The sequence below is a fragment of the Pseudoalteromonas atlantica genome (assembly GCA_007988745.1).
In the GTDB taxonomy this organism is placed as follows: domain Bacteria; phylum Pseudomonadota; class Gammaproteobacteria; order Enterobacterales; family Alteromonadaceae; genus Pseudoalteromonas; species Pseudoalteromonas atlantica.
Genome location: BJUT01000005.1, coordinates 58,377 through 82,544, shown reverse-complemented (window position 1 = coordinate 82,544; position 24,168 = coordinate 58,377). Strand labels below are relative to the sequence as shown.

The following is a 24,168-nucleotide window of genomic DNA, read 5'->3' as shown; positions in this document are numbered from 1 at the left end:
TTTATAGTCACTTTTAAACAATGTTTTAAGGCTCAAATTTATTTGAGCCTTTTTTCTTTATTAACGCGCAACTAAACAATAAAAATTAAACAATGCAGCCAAATTTAAAACATCTTCATCAAAGTGCTATTAAACATTTAAACCAAGGCAATATTGAGCTTGCTCATAAAGCGTTAGTTGAATTAGTAACGCAAAAAAATGACTTTGCTGATGGCTACTTTTTACTGGCCATGGTTAATTTACGCGTAGGGCAAATACACAAAGCCATAAAGCTAATAGAAAAAGCCCTTAGCCTTGGTAAAAGCATTGAATACAGCGCGCAGCTTGCAAAGTGTTACGCATTAACCGGTGAGCTTACCAAAGCCAAAAATACCGCTTTAGCGATACCCGTTGAGCAAATAAAAAAGAGTCTTGATGCAGATACCCTAGGTGTAGCGCTTACACAAGCAGGCATGCACAAAGAGGCACTAAACTATTTTAACTGCGCAATTGAACTGGCTAACCATGCAAATAAACCGCAACCTCAGTTTTATTATAATTTAGGGGTAAGCGCTAAATTTTTAGGCCAATTTGAACAAGCCAAAAATGCCTTTGAAAGCGCCATTGCGCTAAATTCACTGCACCACGCAAGCCATTTCGCATTAAGCGACTTAACCAAAGCGACGCTGCAAACTAACCATATTGAACGCTTAAAAAACGTCTTTAAGCAAGTAACACACCCCGATGCAAAATTACACATTGGCCACGCACTTGCAAAAGAGTACCAAGACATAGGCAAGTTTGATGATGCGTTTAACAGCCTAGAGCAAGGAAAAGCCACTAAACGCGCTATGCAGCCTTTTGATCATAAAAGCTCAGCCGCATTATTTGAACACATTAAACATTTAAGTGAGCAGAATAAACACGCGCTAACACACGGCAGCCCAACGGAAGAACCTATTTTTGTATTAGGTATGCCCCGCTCTGGCACAACATTGGTGGAGCGTATTTTATCGAGCCACAGCGACGTACAATCAGCCGGTGAATTACAAGACTTTGGCCTAAGCGTTAAAAAATTAAGCCAAACTCAAACACCGCATGTACTCGATACTCAAACACTCACTAAAGCGTATGAGCTTGATTTTAATCAGCTTGGGACAACGTATTTAAACGCCACTCGCGTAACCACCGGCAGCCATAAGCACTTTATAGATAAACTCCCGTTTAACTTTTTTTATATCGACTTAATAACTAAAGCCCTACCAAACGCGAAAATTATTTGTATGTTGCGCGACCCAATGGACACCTGCATTGGTAACTATCGCCAGTTATTTACCATTAATAACCCCTACTACGCGTACTCGCTCGATTTACTCGACACAGCCAAATTTTATAGCCGCTTTTACAAACTCATGCAGCACTTTAGCGCCCTGCATAGCAATATAAAATTAGTAAAATACGAAGAGCTAGTCGCCCAGCCCGAGCAGCAAATAAAAGAGCTAGTTAGCTTTTGTAATTTAGAGTGGCAAGCACAATGTATAAACTTTCACTTAAACACCGCGCCGGTATCTACAGCCAGTAAAGTACAGGTACGCCAACCACTTAACAACAAAGCAATTGGCCGTTGGAAGGCGTTTAAGCCCCATACTAATGCAGCTGTAGAGTACCTTTTAAAACAGGGTATAAATATTGAGTAAATATTTTTTGAAAAATATAAATATGTTCATCATTTTAATCTTTTTGTTCTGTACCCATGGTAGTGCAGCGACGACCACTGCAGATATTAAGAATAATAACCCCTCAAAAACTCAGATATCAACTGGTCTAAAGTTGCCTCTAAATTTTGAACTATTAACTCAAAAAAAGCTTCTTAACTTACTAAATAAACACAACAACTGCTCTATCAAAGACGAACATCATAACAAACGATTTGTCTCAGTTTTTAAGCTAAGTTCGGGCGATAAACTGCTTGCATTAGCTTGCAACACTGGAGCATATCAAGACAGTTACTTGACCTATTATGTCAAGACGTTAACTAACATGGCTTACCCCATAACTTGGTCAGAACCTACTTTTATTGATAATAAGTGGGAGCTAAAGCAAACTAATTTAATTACCGGCAGTATTGAAGTTAGTGAAATAGAGAATGAATTAAAGTCTCTGCGCTTATACTCTGCTTTTGGCTCTTGCGGTTATAAAGTCAATTACACCATTTCGTTCCCACAACTGATTAATCTAAAACCTCGTTTATTACATGCAGACAACGATTGTGGTAATGGCATATTAGTTGATGAATGGCCAATAATTTCCAATTCAAAATAACATCGCTAGTAATTATATTAAGGTCATATACTAATTTGATAAATGCCCCCAGTATGGGGGATTTATCTTTTTTAAATAGCCGCTTTTACAAACTCATGCAGCACTTTAGCGCCCTGCACAGCAATATAAAATTAGTAAAATACGAAGAATTAGTCGCCCAGCCCGAGCAACAAATAAAAGAGTTAGTCAGCTTTTGTAATTTAGAATGGCAAGCACAGTGTATAGACTTTCACTTAAACACCGCACCGGTCTCTACGGCTAGTAAAGTACAAGTACGCCAGCCACTAGCAACAAGGCAATTGGCCGTTGGAAGGCATTTAAGCCCCATACTAATTCAGCAATGGAGTACCTATTAAAGCAAGGTATTAGTGTTGAGTAATGGTTTTATGGCTTGGGAGTTAAATAGATGGACTTAGGGATAGTCCGCTTTGTGCTAGCCTAGGTCGGATAAGCGAAGCGCCATCCGACACAGTAAAATACCTTGCCAATTATTATCAATTTTTTATGTTGTCGAGTGACTGGAGAGTGCCATGAGCAGTCATTCATGATTAACTCGTTTCTGCCGTAAATACTTTAAGGCCGGCTTTGAACGAGAAGGTGAAAGTCAAATACTGGTTTCTCCGTTGCCGTTTCAGACAAAGAGCCGACATTCGCATTTTGGGATACTTGAGTGCGGTATATAGCGAGATTTAAAACTCAACTACTGAAGGCTTAAGTGTTCACTTTGCTTTGTAAGCGGACAGTCAAGAACGCCCGTCACAAACGCAAGCAACATGTTTCGAGTCGAACCGCAAAGCGGCGTTTTGTTAAAGATCACAGTTTAATAACTGCCAATATGTCTTCACCATCTTTATCCAACCACACTTCCTGAAAGCCAAAACTTGAATAAAAACCTTTGGCTACGGGGTTTTCAGGATCATAGCAAATTTCGATTTCTTTTACTTTGTCACTGGATTTGATTTCATTCAGGGCCAAATTTAGCGCAGCCCTACCAATACCCGCTTTTTGAAAACCTTGATCCAACATAAAGCGCCAAACAGACACTTTTGCAGGCGTTTCAGATACCCACATCAAAAAACCGGCAGGTTTATCGTTTTGATAGATCGCTCTGCAAGTATGCCCGTGGCAGTAATGTGACTCAAGCAACGACCATATATTGCTCGCAACATAGTCCTGTTGCTCATCCGTGACGTCTAGGTCGCATACGGCTTCATAATTTGAACTTGTAACGTTTTCCAGTGTGATATTCATCGCATCCTGCATATTTTACTTATTTGTAATCACAAATTCATGAAAGCCTTCAGTCTCAGATGGCTCAACTTTTATTACATTCACGATTGGTAATATCGAAAAAAGTCTATCCCAAAACTTTAATGCTTCACGGTCTTTTTCATAAACGGCTACATGCCAATTTAATGAATTATCTAACATTAACTGGCGGACAACATACAAAGCGATACCTTTTCCTCGATACTTAGGTAAGATAAAAAGATCTGACAGCTCAGGCATTTCACGTTCTACTATCTCTGTTGGTTCCACAGTAATGAACCCTGCGATATTGCCTTCAACAAAGATTAAGTAAGCGTCACAATCTTCTTCATCAGCAGCGACATCACTAAGATATTCTTCATCAATATCAAATCTGCCAGAACTATTGATATCTTCGTTATCAAAAGCACTTTGGTGATATTGATAGAATTGCCAAAGCATTGAAAATACGGGTGAATCTACTTTGGTTAATTTTCGTAGTACTATGTTCATTTTTATCTCCAACAACTTTATCAGAGGACATTTTCCCTATTTTAGCTCGAAAACGTCCCTATTTTATTAACTTATATTATTAGCAAATAACGTAAGTGATTGCCAGATATGAATATTATGCTTTCTGTGGCATATATAAACATGTAAAAAAGAGGAAAGTTTTCTGTTATTCCTACTAAGTTGTGGACGACTCACCTGAATGACCGCTTATCGCTCATAGCGGTCCTTTAAAAACTTAATTTAGTTAGCCCGAGCACCCCACCACAACGCTTATTTACTTTTATGTCGGTTCAACCTCTAATAATGTCGATTCAGATAAACATTAATGAAGCAGGTTATAAAAGTCGCTAAATTTCTTATCAACAAAACGCCAAATACCTATTTATTGATAAGGAATATAGTCATGAACATTATTACAAAAACAGTTATAGCACTGAGTTTAGCAAGCCACTTTAGTGCGCACGCCATTGACCTGCGGGTCGACAACATTCGCTTATACCAAAATAGCTCGCAAAGCTTTTCTGCGCCGAGTTCGCTGTATATTGATGAGGGTAAAATAGTAAGCATTACTAAAGCGAGCGACCCACTTAAAAACGCAGATAAAACAATTAACGCCAACAACCAATATGCAATACCTGGTTTAATTGATTTACATGTACATTTGGGTTCATCGGGCAGTAACTTTACTGAGTTTCAGTATTTGCCGGTTCAATCGCACTTTAATTCTAATTTGTATTTAGGCGTAACAAACATTGTTGATTTGTTTTCGTTTGAGCAAACCCTAAGCGAAGCCGCTCAATTAAAAGCAGCCCAACTAACCCCTAACCTTTTTTATGCGGGTACTTTGTTTACCAACCCTGGCGGGCACGGCACGCAGTTTGGCGGCCACGCATACGAAATTGCAAAAGATGAAGACATAGCAGCACTATGGCAAAAACATATAAGCACTAAGCCACATGTAACTAAAGCGGTTATAGAAACCTTTGGCGGTGTTGGTAAATCGTTAACTGATAGCCAATTAAGCGAGCTAGGTAAACGCTCTAAAGCAGCTAATTTACCGTATTTTGTGCATGTTTCTACATTAAATGATGCTAAACGCGCTATTAAGGCCGGTGCAACGGCTTTAGCGCACGGTATTAATAGCGAAGCGATTGACGATGAATTTATTACGCTAATGAAACAGCATAATGTAACCTACATTCCTACCCTTGCGATGTATCATAACCATAGCGATGAAAAGCATAACCATGCTATTAGCTCACAAAGCGAGTTACTAAAAACCATTCCCGAAAAGCTACAAGGGTGTTTGTTTGATAACGTGCCTGCACCTTCAAAATGGAAAGAACACGCGTGGGAGGAGCGTAAAACCGCTTATGCAAATATACAAAAGCTACATAAAGCTAATATTACTATTGGCACAGGCTCTGATGCCGGAAACCCTTACACGCTGCACGGTACTGGGTTACATAACGAGTTAGATGCACTTAAAAAAGCGGGCCTAACAAATGGTGAAATAATTAATGCGGCCACTGCTAACGGCGCAAAAGCGATTAATAAAGCCAAGAGCATTGGCAAGCTGGCTAATGGCTTTGAGGCAAGCTTTGTACTGCTTAAGCAAAACCCACTTGATGATATAAACCACATTCATACTATCTCAGAGGTTTATAAAGCAGGAGTGCAAGTAGACCGCCCAGCCTTAATCGCGCAAAACAAGGCTATAACACCACAAGGCCCTACCTGTAATGAAGAAGTTAAAAGCAGCCAAGCGCAACATGTTATTGATGATTTTACCGGTGATACACCATGGCAAGCCTTGAGCGACTCGGTAATGGGTGGTCAGTCTGTGGCAACACTTACCACGCATAAAAACAGCTTAACTATTGATACAACCATTACCAAACCAACCAGCTTTGGCGCGTGGGCAGGCGCTGAAATAAAATTTACATCGCCGGCTGATGCCTCATCATTTAAAGGTGTTCGATTAACGTATAAAGGTTCAAGCACGCCTTTTGCTTTGTCTGTTTATCATAGTGATGTAAAAGATTGGGATCACTTTAGTGTACTTTTAAAACCGCGCGATGAGTGGACAACGCTTGATATTCCTTTCACTACATTTAAACAATTTGGCTTTGGTAGCCCCGTTATGTGGTCGGCCACTCAATTAACTGGAGTTAACCTAATGTGGCGTAAAATGCCAGGCGCAAGCAATGAGCCATTAAAAAATACACTACAAATCAAAGAGCTAACTTACTTTTAAAAGAGTAGCAGTCAAAACACAAACTCTTTGGGTTTTGACTGTTTTTTGTTATGGTTTAATCAATTACAAAAAGAAGCACCTATTATGCTCAAACATCCTTTTTATAAATACAGCTTTTTTATTTTACTTGTTGTAGATATTGCTTATGCCCTTGGGCTCATAATTGCTAACTCTGCGCCCTTTACTGCGGGTAGTGCACTCGCTGCTACCGTGTGGTTTGTTACTTTTTACTGGGCTCCTGTTTGGAGTGCGGCAGCGGTTATTTTTTACCTGCGCAATAAACACATTAACAAAATAGCGTTTGAATGGTTAATAGCTGTTGTATTCATGGCACTTGGTAATGTGCTTACCGATATAGTACTCACACAGCTTTTTGATGGGCACAAATCGATGGGGGTGTTTGTTGTTTTTAACGGCTTACTTTGGGGCTCGTGTATTTACTTTACCAGTATTTTTATTGAAAACAAAAAACGCGCAACAGCCGAAAAACACGCGCTTAAACAAGCCCAACTTGCTACATTGCGCTACCAACTAAACCCACATTTTATGTTTAATAGCTTAAATACAATTTCGGCTTATATTCATACAAACCCCGATTTAGCCGATGAAGTACTGCATGAACTGGCTGACATTTTAAGGTACTCCCTCGACACGGCAGAGCAACAACAAATACCTTTACAGCAAGAGCTTACAATAATAGAAAAGTACCTAAATATTGAAAAAGCCCGCTTTGGCGATAAACTCAAAGTTAATTACCACATTCCCAATACGCTTAAAAACATATCGCTGCCCCCGCTACTTATTCAACCAATTATTGAAAACGCCATTAAACATAACGCCAAACAAACGTCGTTAATACTTAATATAACGCTTAGTGAGCTACCTAACGGCGTTAAAATACAAATTAGCGATAACGGTAAGGGTTTTTCGAGCGAGGTAATAAAACACGGCCATGGCAGTGGTGTAGGAATGAAAAACATATTAAAACGCGTTAAACAACTTGGTAAAGGTAAGGTACTACTGAGCAATAATAATGGTGCAGTGGTTACGTTGGAGCTAACATTATGAGCAGCAAAAACCAGCCAAATACAGTAACTAAAATGCGCGTATTATTTGCCGATGACGAGCTTCCCGCTCGCGAAAAATTAAGTCATCAATTGAGTTTAATGGAGCATGTTGAAGTAGTGGGTATGGCCACAAATGGCAAAGAGGCCATATCATTAATTAATGAGCTGACTCCGGATGTGGTATTACTTGATATACAAATGCCTGAAATTAACGGCCTTGAACTTATTGATTTACTTAACTACCAGCCCATTATTATTTACACAACCGCGTATGACCAATTTGCGATTGAAGCTTTTGAGCACGCCTCAACTGACTACTTACTCAAACCTTTTCCTATTGCTCGATTAAAAAAAGCTCTCGCCAAAGCGCAGCAACAACTAGAGCAACAACGTGCACATACCCTAGTCAATCACGAACCCAACGAGCAAACGTTTACATTAACCAAAAACACTATAAATAAGCTCATTAGTAAAAACGGTGAACGTATATTTTTACTCTCCCCAAGTGACATTAAATTTATTAAATCGGAGCAAGGCAATAGTTTGGCGTGGAATGGCGATACATTTCATCATTTAAGCGATACGCTCGATCAGCTCGAACTTGCTTTAGCAGCACATAATTTTGTACGAATTCATCGAAGTTATTTGGTTAACGTTGACCACATTAAAGAAATACAGCGTTGGTTTAACGGCAAGCTAATGGTGATTGTAAATGATGATATTAAATCTGAACTAAGCACCAGCAGAGCCGGTGCCGATAAACTAAAGCAATTGCTACATATTTAACTTATTTTAAAACATGTTACTGATCATTACTGGTATACACACTTAAAATAGGAAACGAATGCTCAGCAAACGATACCGTTACCGACTGTGTTTGATTGCCTTTAAAGCCTAATTTAAATTCACTTGGTGTTAGCCTGCTGCCATCTGCAAACAGCGCTAACACGTGTTCTTGATTAAGCTCTCGCTTGCCAGAGGCTAAATTAGTAAGGGTTATAACCGCCCAACGCTCTCCTATTTCGTTGCTCATAAGTACATAGTTTGCAATAGAAAAGTCAGACTTTTTAGGCGTTATATTATTATCGTTTGGAAACGACAAGTGCATGCTATTTGGTATGGCTCGGTCAACGTTTAGTACATTATTTTGCGCTGCACACACATTGGCGCAAAGTACCAATAAAAATAAAAAGCTAACTACAATTTTTGCCACAATTAAACGTCCTTTTAAATTTAGATGCGTGAATACTTGATTAAAATTCATACTCGCAGTTTTTACCTATTATGTAAACACTCTATTAAAAGCTTAGCAAACTAACTAAGCGCTCATTCAGTGACACCCCATTAGTATTAATACTTTGCGGCACGTTAATAAACACACGGTTATTAAACAGGAGTAAATTACATGGCAACCGCACCTAAAAAGTTACATGAGGTTAGTAATGCGCAATCGGCTTTATTAAACCCTGATCACAGCATTCAAGTACGAGGCGCGCGTGTTCATAACTTAAAAAATGTGGATGTAAACTTGCCCCGTAATTCACTTGTTGTTTTTACTGGTATATCGGGCTCGGGTAAATCATCGCTCGCTTTTGGAACATTATTTGCCGAATCACAGCATCGTTATCTTGATTCGGTATCGCCTTATGCGCGCAGGTTAATAGACCAAGTAGATGAGCCCGATGTAGATTCGATTGAAGGGCTGCCACCCGCAGTAGCACTACAACAACAGCGTGGAGCACCCTCGGTACGTTCATCGGTGGGTAGCGTAACCACTATTTCTAACGCGCTGCGAATGCTTTACTCACGCGCGGGCGAATACCCCAAAGGGCAAGGTATACTGTATGCCGATGCGTTTTCGCCTAACACGCCACAAGGTGCCTGCCCAGAGTGCCACGGTATTGGCCGCGTATTTAACGTAACCGAAGAGCTGCTAGTGCCCGACCCGACTAAATCAATTAAAGAGCGCGCCATTGCGGCATGGCCACCAGCATGGCAAGGTAAAAACCTAAGCCGTATACTTACCTCGCTTGGTTATGACATAGACACGCCTTGGAACAAACTTTCTAAAAAAGCACGTGATTGGATTTTGTTTACCGAAGACACACCCACAGTACCCGTGTTTCCCGAGTACACGCTTGAGCAAACCCAAGCGGCTATTAAAAATGAAGAAAGCCCCAGCTACATGGGTACATTTATAAGTGCTAAACGCTTTGTTTTACAATCGTTTGCCAGTACCCAAAGCCCACGCACAAAAAAGCGCGTGTCGCAGTATATGCAAATATCACAATGCCCGCAGTGCGAAGGCAAAAAACTTAAAAAAGAGTCGTTATCGGTTAAAGTAGCAGGCCTTGATATAGGCGAAATTTCGCAGTTAACACTTGGCGAGCTGGCAGAAAAACTCAGCATTGCTGCCAATAACCCCGCTAAAAGTAACGCAGCCAACCCAGAAAAAGCCATTGTGGCAAAGCGCATCACAAGCGACATTATCAAACGCGTAGAAGCACTCACTAAGCTTGGTTTAGGGTATTTATCGCTTGAGCGTACTACGCCATCGTTATCAGCTGGGGAATTACAACGCTTGCGGCTTGCAACGCAAATTCGCTCAAAATTATTTGGTGTTGTGTATGTGCTAGATGAACCTTCGGCAGGTTTACACCCAGCCGATACGCAAGCACTTTTAAGCGCCCTAGATGAGCTAATAGCGGCTGGTAACTCAGTATTTGTGGTGGAGCACGATACAAGTGTAATTCGCCACGCCGATTGGGTGGTTGATGTAGGGCCAAATGCGGGTTCGCATGGCGGTAATATTGTTTACAGCGGCCCAGTTGAAGGCTTAGAGCAAGTGAGCAACTCACATACAAGTCAGTATCTTTTTAAGCATAACAATAACGCAAAGCCAAATCATCAAACACAACGTACGCCATCAGCCTGGCTTAAGCTAAGTGGTATTGAGCGTAACAATTTACACAACATCAGTGCCGAATTTCCGCTTGGGGTTATTACAAGTGTTACGGGGGTTTCTGGCTCAGGTAAATCAAGCTTAGTAAGCCAAGCCTTAGTCGAGCTTATTCAAGATGCTTTAGGTCAAAAAACGCCGCCGCCAATACCTACCGATGAAGCCGACTTGCTTGATCAAGAACTCCAAACACCAACCCATGGCAAAATTACCGAGGGCCTTGAGCATACAAAGCGCCTAATAACGGTTGATCAAAAAGCCATTGGCCGCACGCCTCGCTCAAACCTTGCTACTTACACTGGTTTGTTCGATCACGTACGTAAATTGTTTGCCAGTACCAAAGAGGCAAAAGCGCGCAAATACGATGCAGGTCGTTTTTCGTTTAATGTGAAAAAAGGCCGTTGCGACAACTGCGAAGGCGTAGGTTTTGTAAGCATTGAGCTGTTATTTTTACCAAGCGTGTATTCGCCTTGCCCTGTGTGTAACGCCAAGCGCTATAACCAAAAAACACTCGACATTACCTATAAAGATAAAACCATTGCCGATGTGCTTAATTTAACGGTGGAGTCAGCGCATACATTTTTTGCCGATGAACCCGCTATTTTACGTGCGCTAAATGCGCTCTTACAAGTAGGCCTTGGCTATTTACGTTTAGGGCAACCGGCTACTGAGCTTTCGGGTGGAGAGGCCCAGCGCATAAAGCTTGCCACAGAGCTGCAACGTGCGCAGCGCGGCGATACGCTGTATATTTTAGATGAACCAACCACCGGCCTACACCCAAAAGATGTAGCCATGTTGATGACGCAGTTAAATGGCTTAGTTGATGCGGGCAACACCGTAATTATGGTTGAGCACGATATGCAAGTAGCCAGTAACAGTGATTGGGTAATTGATATTGGCCCAGGAGCGGGGGACGAAGGCGGCTTAATTGTTGCTCAAGGTAAACCAGAAGATGTGGCTCAATCTGAGCATAGCCGCACGGCAACATTTTTAAAAAGCGCAATTTAGCTTTTTAAAAATCGCTCTAATTTAGGTTTTACGGTAACCGACATAACCAGCATTAATGTTAAACCAATGGGTAGCGCGGCTAATAACCCCTCTACCCACGCGGTATAAAATAAGCGCATATTGGCAAAACCTATATTGTTAGTGGCAGTTACAAACGCCATTAGCGACTCCATGGTAAGCGCCATAAAAACACTAATCACTAAATTGCGTTTTAGCTCACTTGCTTTTGGTAATAACTTAGCCACCAAGGTATTCATAAGGGCTGTCATTGCTAACCCCACAGGAGCCATAACCAACACCGCACTTAAAAACGAGGTAAACCAATCCATATAAAAATGCTCAGTTATACCTACATTTGTGTAAGTCATAATACCTGTTAAGCTGCCGCCTACAAAAACAATAATACTTACCATCGCCATTATTTTATAAATTACAGGTGTTTTTTTAGGCTCTACGAGCGCAGAATTTACTAAAGCAGGCGTATTCATTAAACAGGTATTTCTCTTAAAATAGATGACAAAGTCAACTATAGCAAATTAATTGATAATATCAACTGTTATTTAATTACCCTAATGCCAGCCATATGCCTACTAGCACCATAAGGCTGCCTGCAATTCGGTTCATCCATTTTATATTATCGCCACGGCTTAAAAATAAACGCAGGCTTTTACCGCCTGTGGCGTACGCTAACATGCAAATAAATTCGCTTATCATAATAACTAAAACAAGCACTAACAGTTGCGGGGCGAGTGCATGTTCAACGCTAATAAATGGCGGTAGTAAAGAGATCATAAACGCCCAGCCCTTTGGGTTAGCAATGGCAGTCACAAAGCCTTGCGTAAATAGCGACTGGCGGCTTACATCATGCGGTTTTTGTGTATCAATCGACATTTTACCTTTTGCGCGCCACATATTTATACCTATATAAATTAAGTATGCACCGCCTACCCATTTTAAAATATCGAACGCATTAGGGTAATTTAGCATTACGCTTGCAACACCTAATACCGCAGCAATAGCAACACTTGCGACCCCTAACAGCTCACCTATCATCATCCATAATGTGCGCCTTACACCTATGCTCATACCTAATGTCATGGCAAGGGTCATACACATACCCGGTGTGATAGATACAAAAAAGAAGGTAGGAATAAAAACGGCAAGCGCTGCAACATCAATCATTTTTTCTCTCTATATTAAAAGCAAAAAACGCGGCTAAAGTAGCCGCGCTATTGGTTACCTATTATCTACTATTGTTCAGTACTTGCCACTGGCTGAGTAATGACCTCTACTGGCTTTACGGTATCACTTAATAAATACTTATCTAGCCATTGCTCTTGCTCCCACAGTACATGTAATAAGCTTTTACGTGCGCGGTAGCCATGTGCCTCGTAAGGGAGCATTACTAAGCGAGCGTCTTTACCTAAGCCTTTAAGCGCTGCGTACATACGCTCACTTTGCATTGGGAAAGTTCCAGAGTTAGGATCTTCTTTGCCATGAATCATTAGCATTGGCTCGTTAATTTTTTCAGCATGGAAAAACGGCGACATGTTAGCGTACACACTTTGTGCTTGCCAAAAATCACGCTCTTCCCCCTGAAAACCAAACGGCGTTAAGGTACGGTTGTAAGCACCACTGCGAGCAATACCGGTTTTAAATAAATCGCTATGCGCTAATAGGTTTGCCACCATAAATGCACCGTACGAGTGCCCTGCTATAGCAATATTGTTTTTATCGGCAATGCCTTTTTTAACCAGCACATCAACCGCAGCTTTCGCACTTGAAACTAGCTGCTTTCTAAAGTTATCGTTTGGCTCGCTGCCATCAATACCTACAATAGGCATTTTAGGGTCGTCAAATACCGCAATACCTTTAGCAAGGTAAGGCATAGGGCCCCAATAACCAATGTAAGTAAATTCGTATGGCGATTCGCGCACTTGTGATGCTACGGCTTTATCTTTGTATTCAAGTGGGTACGCCCACATAAGTACGGGTAACGGGCCTTGAGTTACATCGTAACCTGGTGGTAAATAAAGCGTGCCCGAAAGCTCAACCCCGTCATCGCGTTTGTAACGTAACTGCTCTTTTGTAACCCCTTTAAATGCTGGGTACGGATGAGCAAAATTAGTAAGCTGCGTAAGAGTATCGTTATCTAAATCACGAATAAAAAAGTTAGGTTGCTCGGTTTTAGACTCTCGCACAGTTATAAAGCGCTCGCCTTCGTCGTCAAGCAGTGCACGAACACGCTCGTAGTATGGCGCTTGTGATTGCCATAAACGCTTGCTGCTATTCGTTTTTACATCGTACTGGTCTAAAAACGGAATATTACCTTGCTCAGACGCGCCGTTACCGCGCAGATACATATAACGCCCGCCAACAATTTTAATAACGTTGGCGCCTAAATCGTTACGCTCGTATATAAAGCTACCTGGGTTTTTATACGCATCGTTATAGCTTCGCTCAGAAAAAAGCACACGGTTTTTATCTGCATTGCGTGGCTGAATAACATACGTGCGCACTTGGCGGTCGCTAAAGCGCCAGTCGCTAAGCATGGCAATATTTTGATTACCCCAAACTATACCAGCATAGCGGCGCTCTACTTTAGCAAACAGTTTTGGCTCGCGTTTAAACGGCGCGCGTAGGCTGTAAATATAATCATGGTGCTTAACATCGGTTTTCATGTCGCCGCCATCTTGTGCTTCGGCCCAAATAACTTCTGCGCCTTGATCCGCGCGCCATTCAAAATCGCGGCGGCCGGTGCGAACACTGTCATAGCCTTGTGGAATGTTATCGGCAAGCGGTTGTTTTACAAGTTCGGCTAATGCGTAACCGCGCATTCCCCATATTTGCCAAGTGCTGGCAAAACGGCTGTACGGTACTTGATACGAAAACGGCTCGTTTATCGCAGCAACTAATATATTGGTTGAATCTGGCGATACCGAAAACGATTTAAATAATGCAGGGCTGCCAATGGCTTGTGTATTGCCATCAAGCGTTACGTAAGCTAATTGCCCTTGGCCGTAAAATTTAAACTGTGCTTCGTCAAACGGGCTGGTTAATAAATTTTGATAAGTACGCGCTGGGGCTTTTTCGCCTGTGCTTTGCTGTATAACAGGCACTACATTTTGACTGCTGTTTTTTAACGCGGGTTTACCTATATTAACCGCTAAATTTGCAACCAGTGCGCTGCTATCGGGTAACCATTGGTAAGGCGTAGCGGTAATAACTGAGTTAAGCGCTGCATTTGAGAGCATTTTTGCTTGCTTTGTCTCTACACTGTAAAGCCATAAATTTGCTTGGTTTTGTTGCTCTACAACAAATGCTAAATATTTACTGTTAGATGACCATTTAGGCGAGCGAATAATACCGTTTGGTAAATTATTAATATTAATAACGGTGCCGCTTTGCACATGCTTAAGCTCAAGCGCGCTGTATTTAGCGCTAACACGCGAACGCGAAAAGTTAGCAGGGTTAAGCTTTATACCCGCAAGTTTAAGCTCATCTTTAGCAAGCTCGTCAAGCGTCTCTACGCGCTTACGCTCAAATAAAGCAAGCCATTGGCCATCGCTCGATAAAAAACTAGTGGGTGCTAATTTGGCATCTACCACAGCGGCTAGCTCAGGCGAAGGTGTTTGATAACCTTGCTCAGCATAGCTGTTTGGCATTATTACAACACAACAAATAAAGGCAACTAACAGCCTAAATGCGTTCATGTTTTTATCCTTTTGTTATTTTTAAGATTATAAAAGGTATATAAACATGTTTTGCTCTGTTCATAAAGTATTAAGCTTTAAATTACAGGGCTAAAAGATGACTTAAACGCATTATATACGCTACACTACGCAGCTATTTACTCACTACTGCGCGCTTAAAATACCATGCCTAACAAAGCTAAATCGGTCACTATTTTTGATGTTGCTCACCGTGCGGGGGTGTCTAAATCGACCGTATCGCTGGTGCTTACGCACAGTAATAAAGTAGCCGATAAAAGCAAACAAAAAGTGTTACAAGCCATAGATGAGCTAGGTTATGTGTATAATCGCGATGCAGCGGCTATGCGCTCTGGGCGCTCTAATTTAGTAGTTGTAGTAATTGACGATTTAACAAACCCGCTTATGGCATTGCTTGCTAAAAATATTGAGCAGGCATTAAGCGAGGCTTTTTTTCAGGCCATTATTGTTAGTAGTAACAACAGCGTAGAGCGCCAAACACAGCTAATAAATAATTTAAAAGAATACAAAGTGGCTGCATTTATAATTTGCCCTGTGGCTAGTACCTGTGCGCAGTGGCTCGACAACCTTGCTGCTGCCTACCATGTTATTAGCCTAATGCACGAAGTACCTTACAGCTCAGCCCCGTGTGTTTTACCCGACTACACTAAAACAAGCCATGTAGTAACATTGCAGCTAATAAATAATTCGCCTAAAAACATACTCTTTATGGGTGATGAAAGCTTATCAGCACAGGGTTTATTAAATGGCTTTAATAGCGCGTGTAAAAAACACAATATAACCCCTGAGCCAGCTATTACGTGCACAAAAAACACCCCATTACATGCTAAGCAAATATTTAGTAGCACATTACTTAATAATCCGAGTATTGACGCGGTTGTATGCGCTAATAATATAATTGCGCATGGCGTTTTAGCCGGCGCCCCGCATTTGAAAAACAATATAGTAAGCTGCTTACATATTCCTGATATTACCGAAATGCAACCTCGCTTTACTTGCGCCAATATAAACACGCAAGAGCTTGCTAAGCGCAGTATTTTAGTGCTGCAAGAACAACTTCAAACAAACACTGCACCAGTAAAAACACTGGTAAATGTAAACCTACAAATTAGAGAAACACCGTAATGAAAAAAGTGCTGGTAATTGGTTACGTATGGCCAGAACCAAATTCGTCTGCTGCGGGTACGCACATGATGTCGTTATTAAACGCGTTTAAAGCGCAAAATTGGCAAGTAGAATTTGCCACCCCAGCACAACGCACCGAGCACATGGTAAACCTAGATCACTTTGGTATAACCAGCCAAAGCATTGCCCTAAACTGCGAAAGTTTTGATGAGTACGTTAAAGCGTACAACCCAGACATAGTGATGTTTGACCGCTTTATGATGGAAGAGCAATTTGGCTGGCGTGTAGATAAACATTGCCCCAATGCCATTAAAATACTCGATACCGAAGATTTACAATGCCTACGTAATGCGCGCCACGAAGCGCACAAAGGCGAGCGAGAATTTACCACCAGCGATTTACATTCAGACATAGCAAAACGCGAAATAGCCGCAATATTGCGCTGCGACCTAAGCTTAATTATTTCAAGCTTTGAAATGCAATTACTTAGTAGTGTATTTAACGTAGAAGCCAGTTTATTACATCATCTCCCTTTTATGGTCGATTTAACTGCTTTACCTGCGCAAACTAAATCGTTTGAACAACGTGAGCACTTTATGACCATAGGTAACTTTAGACACGCCCCCAACTGGGATGCCGTGCTGTACTTACAAAAAATATGGCCGCTTATTCGCAAGCAATTACCAAAAGCAGAACTGCATATTTATGGCTCTTACCCGCCACCAAAAGCAACAGCACTTAATAACCCTAAAACCGGTTTTTTAATAAAAGGCTGGGCCGACAACGCCTATGTGGTAATGCAAAGCGCACGCGTATGTTTAGCCCCACTTCGTTTTGGCGCAGGTATAAAAGGCAAGCTGCTAGAAGCAATGATAATGCAAACCCCTAGTGTAACTACCGACATAGGCTGTGAGGGCATGCACAACGAACTACCATGGCCTGGTAAAGTGGCTAATAATACCGACGATTTTGCAAATGCAGCCGTTGAGCTTTACACCAATCAAGCCGATTTTGAACACGCGCAACAAGCTGGCAATACGCTACTTAATACCTTGTACGACAAAGTAAAATTAAGCGCGGCGCTAATTAATAAAATTGACTCAATAAGCAACGATTTAAAAGCGCATAGGGAAAAAAACTTCACCGGACAAATGTTAAAACACCATACTATGCGCAGTACGCAATATATGGCGCAATGGATTGCTGAAAAAAATAAAAAATTAGATTAAAAATGACTAGACTCCTACAGATTTGTGTTTAAAATCGCGCCCATTACAAATGGGCGTTTTAGCCTATACTTTTAGCTAATTTATTTACACACTGGTCCATACAAGATTTGAAAACTGCAACCTTTACTGAAAAACGCAAATTTATCGTTAAATTAGGTAAAATGCTTCATAAGTACGGCACCCCTGCGTACCGCCTAGAAGCACACTTAATGGAAGTGGCCACTTACTTAGGACTTAAATCGTCTTTTGTTATGTCGCCAACTTCGGTAACGTTTGTAATTTGGACTGATGGCCACGAAGACGAATACACCCACGTGGCACGCGTAGACCCAGGCGATCACGACTTAGGCTCACTTGCCGACACCGACGACTTAGTTAATCAAATGCTCGACGACAAGCTCACCTTACAAGAGGTTGATGCTCAGCTTGATGCCATTTACGACATGCCAAACCCGTACAATAAATTTGTTACCGGTATTGCTTTTGCAACATCGGGGGGGGCATTTGCCATGCTAATGGGTACCAGCTGGACAGACGTTATTTGGTCTGCGTTACTTACTTTAGTGGTGTATGTGTTTGTGCTGTGGTCGGGGCGCTCAAAACGGGTTGCTCACATGCTAGAGCCCCTTGTTGCTATAGTATCGGCAGTGCTGGCTTGTGCAATAAGTGTGTATATTTCGCCCGATATAAATATACGGTTAGTGGTGCTTTCAGCCATTATTGTATTTATACCCGGTTTAGCGCTAGCGCTTGGTTTAGCAGAGCTTGCAGCTAGGCATTTGGTGTCGGGTACGGCGCGGGTTATGGACTCGTTTATGCTGTTATTTAAACTGTACTTTGGCGCCTTTATTGGCATAGGCATTGGCTTTGCCATATTTGGCCAAACTGACTTTGTACAGCCCGAGCCACTACCGCGCTGGACTGCGTGGCTGGCTATATTTTTACTTTGTAGCAGCTTAATAGTGATATTTAGAACCAAACTTAAACATGCTGGGTGGTCAATCGCATCTGGTTTTATAGCCTATGGCACGAGTATTGGTTCGGCTATGTACCTTGACTACACGTTAGGCACATTTGTTGGTGCGCTTTCGGTTGGAGTGTTTAGTAACTTATTTAACCGCGTTGCAAATGCCCCAGCTTCCATTGTTGCCATGCAAGGCTTAATTGTACTGGTACCCGGCAGTAAAACGTATATTGGCTTAAACTCGCTTATTGAAGGCCAAGACTTTGTTTACGCCGAGCATATAGGCCAGCAAACGTTTTTAATATTTATGTCGCTTGTAGCAGGGCTAATATTTGCAAACGTGGCTTTACCGCCTAAAAAAAGCTTATAAGCTTGTTACCATTAAAAAGCCCGCTTACTTTGTAACGGGCTTTGTTGTTTAACGCGTTATTCGCTATGGGGGATAGTGAGTACAATTTTTCCTACGTGTTGTTTTTGTGCAAACACTTTTTGCGCTGTAACAATTTCGCTCAGTGGGAATGTTTGCGCCACAATAGGCTTTATTTTTTCTTGTTCAATAAAGTTAACTAAGCTTTTAAATACCTCAGGCTCTATAACTGTACAGCCAAAAAAAGTTAAATCTTTTAAGTACAAAGTACGTATATCAAGCTCGACTAATGCCCCGCCAATAGCGCCCGACACCGCATAACGCCCCTTTGGTTTTAATACCTCCAGCAGTGCAGGCCATTGCTCGCCGGCAACAAGGTCAATGACTACATCAACACTGTTTTTACCTAAGGCTTGAATTAAATCATCTTCACGAAATATAACTTTATCAGCACCTAACTCTTTGAGCTGCTGCGCCTTACTTTTACTCGTAATGGCAATAACAAAAGCGCCACGTGCTTTAGCTAATTGCACCGCCGCTGAACCAACACCACCAGAAGCGCCTGTAATTAAAACGGTTTGCCCTTGCTGTGGGTTTGAGCGAAATAGCATGTTTTCGGCCGTAGAATATGAGCACGGAAAAGAGGCCAGCTCTTCATCACTATAGTTACTATTAATTTTATAAGCGTGAATAGAGTCAACGCGGGTAAACTGTGCAAAGCCACCATCGCACTCAGAGCCAAAATACCATGGCGATTTAAGCTTTTCGCCATTAGCTTTAATTAAACATGGCTCAACAATAACGCGCTCACCAATACGGCTTTGATCTACGTTTTTACCAACAGCCACAATTACGCCGCATACATCTGCCCCTTGAATACGAGGAAAAACAAACGCATCACCAGACCAACTTGCATCGTCTTTACTGCTTTGTTTTTTAGCGTACCACGCCGTGCGGGTATTAAGATCTGTGTTATTAACACCTGCCGCCATGACTTTTATAAGTACATCTGTTTGTGCAAGCGCTGGCAACGGTAAGTTAGTTGCATACTTTAATACATCAAAATCGCCATGCTCGGTAAGCTGTACAGCGTGCATTGTGCTAGGTAAATTTGCCATTGGTTGCTCCATTATATTAATTTAAGAATACTGTTTTTTGCTGATGTAACCGCCTCATCGCCCATAACTGGCCATGCACTCGACACTCCCTCGTGCAGCAAAAACAAGCTACTAGCCAACGATGAATTTAAACCTTGCTCACCTAGCAGTTTTTTTACGTCATTTTTATGTGTTTGCACCGCAAGGCTAATAGCTTCATCTTCAGGAAACGCCGACAACGCATTAATAGATAAACAGCCATTAGGCGCAAATTGCACCATCCACGCTTTTAGTTGATCAAACATGTGCAAAACCGCCTCAACTCCCGGAGCAGGTGCATCTTTAAGTAAAAAATTAATATAGCGATTATGGCGGTACTCAAGCGCAGCAATGATCATTGCCTGCTTTGACGGGTAATATTTATAAAGGGTGCGCAAACTAACGCCACTGAGTTTTTGCAGCTTAGCCACACTAGGCTCAGCAAAACCATGTTGACTAAAGGCCACCTCAAGCGCAGCAGCTATATCTTGTTTTAGCATAGTGTTTAACTCATGTAGAATGAATACTCTACCCAATATGGTAGAGCATTCATTCTACATGTCAACCAATACAGATTTATACAAAATAATAACTATGACACCCATTATTAATTAACAGGCTAGGAAACCCCTAGAGCCCAAAATATATGAGGATAGTGATAGATATGGCATCCCTTTAATCTTTCTTAGTCATAATAAAGCTATACTATGACACCCAATCTAATTATTTATAAATTAACAATGTAGTAAGAAATATATGGTTAGATTTATATGTTGATTTGAGATGTTGAGTGGTAATGGAGATGTTTGAGTTTATAAACTTAAGCTTTTTATCATAATCTTATCAAAATAATAATTTTGACACCCAATCTAATTATTTATAAATTAACAATGTGGTAAGAAATATTTGGTTGGATTTATATGTTGATTTGAGATGTTGAGTGGTAATGGAGATGTTTAAGTTTATATACTTAAGCTTTTTATCATAATCTTATGGCAGTTTAGAAACTTCAGGCACAATAAAAGCTCAGCAAAGCTAAGTGACATACTATTTATATAGTGGGTTTTATTAGGCTAATAATTTTTTACTGTTTGAATAGCTAGGCCTTCGCTTAATAGCTTGATGTTTACAATAGCTATCTAATGAGCTTACACGCCCCACCGCTCCATGAAAAACATTGCCAAATTCGGTTGTAAGTTTTAACCAGTTCTCTGGCGCTATATTCAAACGTATCAATAATTCAGGTGTTGAATGCGTAATAAAGCCTATTTTATCAGCGCGAATGCATCGACCTGTTAATTCAACTAACTCTAAATACGTTTTTAATTCGAATGGTAAACCTTTTGGCATGTATTTTTTAGGCTTTCCTGCAAAGCGTAATAACTGTTTTGGCTGCTTAACTTTTAACGCCTGGTTGCTTTTAAGTGCAATTGATTTTATGCGTTGTTTTACGCTCGTAAAGTGCGAACCCTCAGGTGTTTCAGCCGCTTTGGCGCGTATTGGATTTAAATCTACATATGCCATGCACGCCAACAAAGCAGCTTCATCTAGTAACGCTTGAGATTTAAATCGCCCTTCCCAAAATCGCCCTGTGCAGCCATCTTCTTTGTTAGCTCGCCTTGCAATATTTTCGTTCAATGCTCGCATAAACCAGCTAATACTACTTAACCGTTCTCGATACTGCTTTATGCTCTCATTTAAAAACCAATGTTCCGTAGCCGATAACTTCTCACCGCGTATAAATTTATGCGTGATAGCGGTGCCTTTAAAAAGCTTATGCCAACGAATTGCTATTGCTTTGTCGCTTAACCTATTAGCTTTTTTATCATCTACATACAACACAATATGTGTATGATTACTCATAACTGCGTATGCACAAACATCTATACAAAATACCTTTGCAAGGCTGATAAGCTTATCCTCTACCCACCCTCTTCTATGCGCGTAATTTTGCCCTGTAAAAGGGTCTTCACCACACAAATATGCCCGGCGAACACAGCGTGAAATACAGTGATAATATTTTGTATCTGCCAAACTTATTTGGCGCTTACGAGCAATAGCCATAACACAACCCTGTTTATTATTTAAGCTAAAGCGTAGTCCGAGCTTGTGTTTTATACAACTATTATAATGGGTGTCATTATTATTTGTGTTTTGATGGGTGTCATAATTAAGTTTTAGATGGGTGTCATCATTATTTTAATAATGCTTTTCGTACTTATTTACTAGAAATTGAACTTTCAAAAGGATGTGGTGGTGTATTCCCAATAAAGTATTAACTTGTTATTTACAAGCAATGCTATAGTTAGTTATATCGTTTTGGGTGTTGATTCAGTAAAAAAATAAATGACGAACAATATAATAATAAAAATCAATATAGTGTGGTTTCGCTTTTTTGTGCTCCTGTTATTTTTACTAACAAGTAGTGCTACATTTGCCAATAGCTCTTCACTAACTTCATCTGATATAAAATCAATCCAAAGCCTGCTTAGTGATATTAAAGCCAACAAGCTAGATTACCTTTTACACCAAGAACAACTAACCCACGCTTATAATGTCACTAAACATACAAAGCATAAACAGTTGCACCTTGAAGCGGCTGCCTTATATTCAGAACTACTTTTTCGACAAGAACAATACACCGCGCTAAGTACCCATTTGCTAATGTATTTAAAGAGTACTGAGCTTGTAACATATAAAAACAGTCACCTACTATTTTTAGAGGCTCAGCTTAAGCTTTTCGCAATTAACAAAGAGCTAAGTAATGCGCAATCGCTTGCTAATCAACTGCAAACGCAGCTAAAACAGCTCTCTCCTAACGAACAAATCATTGTTTTTCGGGCTATAGCCTATTACTACACCGAAACCGACGAACTTAAAAAAACGCTAAGTGCGGCGTTAACAGGCTTAGAACTTGCTATAAAAGAAGAAGACATAGCCTCGCAGGGCTACTTTTTTAGAAAAATTGCCGACGCTTACAACTACCTCTACAAAGATGATAAAGAAAAAGCCATTTATTATGCCCAAAAAGCGGTAGATGCTTACGAGCAAACAAGCGACGGCCTATTTACGGCAAAAGCTTATTGGAGTTTAGGAAACGTATTACTTGAGGTCGGTCAGCCTAAAAACGCGCTTGTATACTTAAATAAAGCGCTGGCTTATTTTAGCAAAGTCAAAATGAAAAAAGGTTTAGCCTTCGCTCAATATTCTATTGCAAATATTCAATACCTGCAGGGTAATTACGACACGGCTTTAATGCTTGTAAACAAAAACATTGCACTTGCAAGCTCAGCCGGCATTAATGACATGCATTTAGCATCAATGATTTTATTATCAGACATCTACACAAAGCAAAATTTATTAAATAAAGCCAACCAAGTAAACGACGAAGTATTTTTAAACCTAGATAAATTTAGCCGCAGCATTTATAAGGCTGATTTTTTAAGCAAACGCTATAAATTAAAGCGCCAGCTTAACTTCACCGAAGATGCATTTAAAGCAATTGAAGATGAGCTTGCTTATACAATAAAACACTACGAAGCCACCAGCGAAACCAATATAAAAACCTTGCAAGTTAAATTTGAAGTAAAAGAAAAAGAAGACAAAATTTTACAGCTAGAATACGAAAAAGACATAAACAAACTGCAGGCATCAGAAGAACACCAGCAAAAAATAATTTGGCGCTTAAGTGCATCAATTGCCTTTATTTTAGTCATCGTGTCGCTATTTTTATTTTACCGCCAAATGCGCCAACGTAAAAAATACCATGCTATAGCATTAACCGACTACCTAACTAACAGCTTAAATCGGCGTGGCATTTTGCAAAAAGCAAATGAGTGTTTATCCCAGCAGAGCCTAGCAATAGCCATCGTCGATTTAGATTACTTTAAAGCTATTAACGACAAATTTGGCCACGATATAGGAGATTTAGTACTTATAAAATTTGCTCAAGCAGCAAAAGACACACTAAGTACTAACGATAAGTTTGGGCGCTATGGCGGCGAAGAGTGGCTATTTGTTTTAAAAACGCAAAATCGCGATAAAATAAACAACTTTTTTGAAAGTCTTGAAAATAAGTTAGCGCAGTACTGTAGTCATATTGAGGCATTGCCAAGTAAAACACACGTTACCTTTAGTGCTGGCGTGGCAATAAGTGATGCTAAAAGCGACTCACTTAGCGAGCTAATTAAACGTGCAGACCAACAACTCTATAAAGCAAAAGAAAATGGCAGAAACCAAATAGCAATCGCGTAAATATACGTT

19 protein-coding genes and 1 pseudogene are annotated in these 24,168 nt (G+C 40.7%); 11 read left to right on the top strand and 9 right to left on the bottom strand.

All coding sequences use genetic code 11. The features are described from left to right. Positions 1-92: 92 nt before the first annotated feature. The 3 genes and pseudogenes from PAT01_RS04380 to PAT01_RS04370 form a co-directional block, all read left to right on the top strand. Entirely contained in the window at positions 93-1,676 is a 1,584-nt protein-coding gene (locus PAT01_RS04380) for a tetratricopeptide repeat-containing sulfotransferase family protein (protein WP_154944909.1), read from the top strand. Next, a complete protein-coding gene (locus PAT01_RS04375; protein ID WP_154944908.1) occupies positions 1,669-2,301 on the top strand; it encodes a hypothetical protein in 633 nt (210 codons plus the stop codon). Before PAT01_RS04380 ends, PAT01_RS04375 begins: the two co-directional genes overlap by 8 nt. 74 nt (positions 2,302-2,375) lie before the next feature. After that, a pseudogene (locus tag PAT01_RS04370) lies at positions 2,376-2,680 on the top strand (sulfotransferase); the annotation flags it as partial. 434 nt (positions 2,681-3,114) lie between these two features. On the opposite strand, the gene PAT01_RS04365 reads toward PAT01_RS04370, so the two are convergent. Both PAT01_RS04365 and PAT01_RS04360 read right to left on the bottom strand, forming a co-directional pair. Beyond that, entirely contained in the window at positions 3,115-3,552 is a 438-nt protein-coding gene (locus PAT01_RS04365) for a GNAT family N-acetyltransferase (RefSeq protein WP_154944905.1), read from the bottom strand. A gap of 15 nt (positions 3,553-3,567) precedes the next feature. Continuing rightward, positions 3,568-4,062, bottom strand: coding sequence for a GNAT family N-acetyltransferase (locus PAT01_RS04360; protein ID WP_063529968.1), 495 nt, complete (start codon positions 4,060-4,062; stop codon positions 3,568-3,570). A 403-nt stretch (positions 4,063-4,465) separates the two neighbouring features. Here PAT01_RS04360 and PAT01_RS04355 point away from each other — a divergent pair, with 403 nt between their 5' ends. Genes PAT01_RS04355 through PAT01_RS04345 form a run of 3 tightly spaced genes read left to right on the top strand, consistent with a single transcriptional unit; the run spans position 4,466 to position 8,172 of the window. Next, a complete protein-coding gene (locus PAT01_RS04355; protein ID WP_154944903.1) occupies positions 4,466-6,319 on the top strand; it encodes a CIA30 family protein in 1,854 nt (617 codons plus the stop codon). A 27-nt stretch (positions 6,320-6,346) separates the two neighbouring features. Further along, a complete protein-coding gene (locus PAT01_RS04350) occupies positions 6,347-7,387 on the top strand; it encodes a sensor histidine kinase (protein ID WP_154944901.1) in 1,041 nt (346 codons plus the stop codon). Then, complete coding sequence (locus PAT01_RS04345) at positions 7,384-8,172, top strand: LytR/AlgR family response regulator transcription factor (protein WP_154944899.1); 789 nt, start codon at positions 7,384-7,386, stop codon at positions 8,170-8,172. The genes PAT01_RS04350 and PAT01_RS04345 overlap by 4 nt, the downstream gene beginning before the upstream one ends. A 16-nt stretch (positions 8,173-8,188) precedes the next feature. Here the strand turns inward: PAT01_RS04345 and PAT01_RS04340 are convergent, their stop codons facing one another. Further along, a complete protein-coding gene (locus PAT01_RS04340) occupies positions 8,189-8,599 on the bottom strand; it encodes a hypothetical protein (protein ID WP_154944953.1) in 411 nt (136 codons plus the stop codon). Between the two features lie 192 nt (positions 8,600-8,791). On the opposite strand from PAT01_RS04340, the gene uvrA reads away from it, so the two are divergent. After that, positions 8,792-11,353: an excinuclease ABC subunit UvrA gene (gene uvrA / locus PAT01_RS04335; protein WP_154944897.1), complete on the top strand. Its 2,562-nt coding sequence runs from the start codon at positions 8,792-8,794 to the stop codon at positions 11,351-11,353. Here uvrA and PAT01_RS04330 read toward each other — a convergent pair. The 3 genes from PAT01_RS04330 to PAT01_RS04320 all read right to left on the bottom strand — a co-directional run bounded on the left by PAT01_RS04330 (position 11,350) and on the right by PAT01_RS04320 (position 15,066). Beyond that, the gene (locus PAT01_RS04330) at positions 11,350-11,841 is read right to left on the bottom strand and encodes a DUF2798 domain-containing protein (protein ID WP_138579874.1); all 492 of its coding nucleotides are present in this window, start codon (positions 11,839-11,841) and stop codon (positions 11,350-11,352) included. The two genes, uvrA and PAT01_RS04330, sit on opposite strands and share 4 nt — an antisense overlap. A 76-nt stretch (positions 11,842-11,917) precedes the next feature. After that, positions 11,918-12,535, bottom strand: a complete 618-nt coding sequence (locus PAT01_RS04325; protein WP_064387054.1) for a LysE family translocator — start codon at positions 12,533-12,535, stop codon at positions 11,918-11,920. A gap of 68 nt (positions 12,536-12,603) precedes the next feature. Then, positions 12,604-15,066: a S9 family peptidase gene (locus tag PAT01_RS04320; protein ID WP_138579873.1), complete on the bottom strand. Its 2,463-nt coding sequence runs from the start codon at positions 15,064-15,066 to the stop codon at positions 12,604-12,606. 165 nt (positions 15,067-15,231) lie between these two features. Here PAT01_RS04320 and PAT01_RS04315 point away from each other — a divergent pair, with 165 nt between their 5' ends. From PAT01_RS04315 to PAT01_RS04305, 3 genes are all read left to right on the top strand, one after another. Further along, a complete protein-coding gene (locus tag PAT01_RS04315; RefSeq protein ID WP_154944895.1) occupies positions 15,232-16,209 on the top strand; it encodes a LacI family DNA-binding transcriptional regulator in 978 nt (325 codons plus the stop codon). Next, positions 16,209-17,438: a glycosyltransferase gene (locus tag PAT01_RS04310; protein ID WP_138579871.1), complete on the top strand. Its 1,230-nt coding sequence runs from the start codon at positions 16,209-16,211 to the stop codon at positions 17,436-17,438. The genes PAT01_RS04315 and PAT01_RS04310 overlap by 1 nt, the downstream gene beginning before the upstream one ends. Before the next feature lie 107 nt (positions 17,439-17,545). Further along, positions 17,546-18,772: a threonine/serine exporter family protein gene (locus PAT01_RS04305; protein WP_029773039.1), complete on the top strand. Its 1,227-nt coding sequence runs from the start codon at positions 17,546-17,548 to the stop codon at positions 18,770-18,772. Positions 18,773-18,828: 56 nt separating this feature from the next. Here the strand turns inward: PAT01_RS04305 and PAT01_RS04300 are convergent, their stop codons facing one another. The 3 genes from PAT01_RS04300 to PAT01_RS04290 all read right to left on the bottom strand — a co-directional run bounded on the left by PAT01_RS04300 (position 18,829) and on the right by PAT01_RS04290 (position 21,969). Then, complete coding sequence (locus PAT01_RS04300; protein ID WP_138579870.1) at positions 18,829-19,887, bottom strand: alcohol dehydrogenase family protein; 1,059 nt, start codon at positions 19,885-19,887, stop codon at positions 18,829-18,831. An 11-nt stretch (positions 19,888-19,898) separates the two neighbouring features. Further along, a complete protein-coding gene (locus tag PAT01_RS04295; protein WP_039972541.1) occupies positions 19,899-20,405 on the bottom strand; it encodes a TetR/AcrR family transcriptional regulator in 507 nt (168 codons plus the stop codon). A gap of 568 nt (positions 20,406-20,973) precedes the next feature. Then, positions 20,974-21,969 carry a transposase gene (locus PAT01_RS04290; RefSeq protein ID WP_138576750.1) on the bottom strand — a complete coding sequence of 332 codons (996 nt, stop codon included), beginning with the start codon at positions 21,967-21,969 and terminating at the stop codon, positions 20,974-20,976. Positions 21,970-22,251: 282 nt separating this feature from the next. Between PAT01_RS04290 and PAT01_RS04285 the strand changes: the two genes are divergently transcribed. Next, positions 22,252-24,159, top strand: a complete 1,908-nt coding sequence (locus PAT01_RS04285) for a tetratricopeptide repeat-containing diguanylate cyclase (RefSeq protein ID WP_138576748.1) — start codon at positions 22,252-22,254, stop codon at positions 24,157-24,159. The last annotated feature ends 9 nt before the right edge of the window (positions 24,160-24,168 follow it).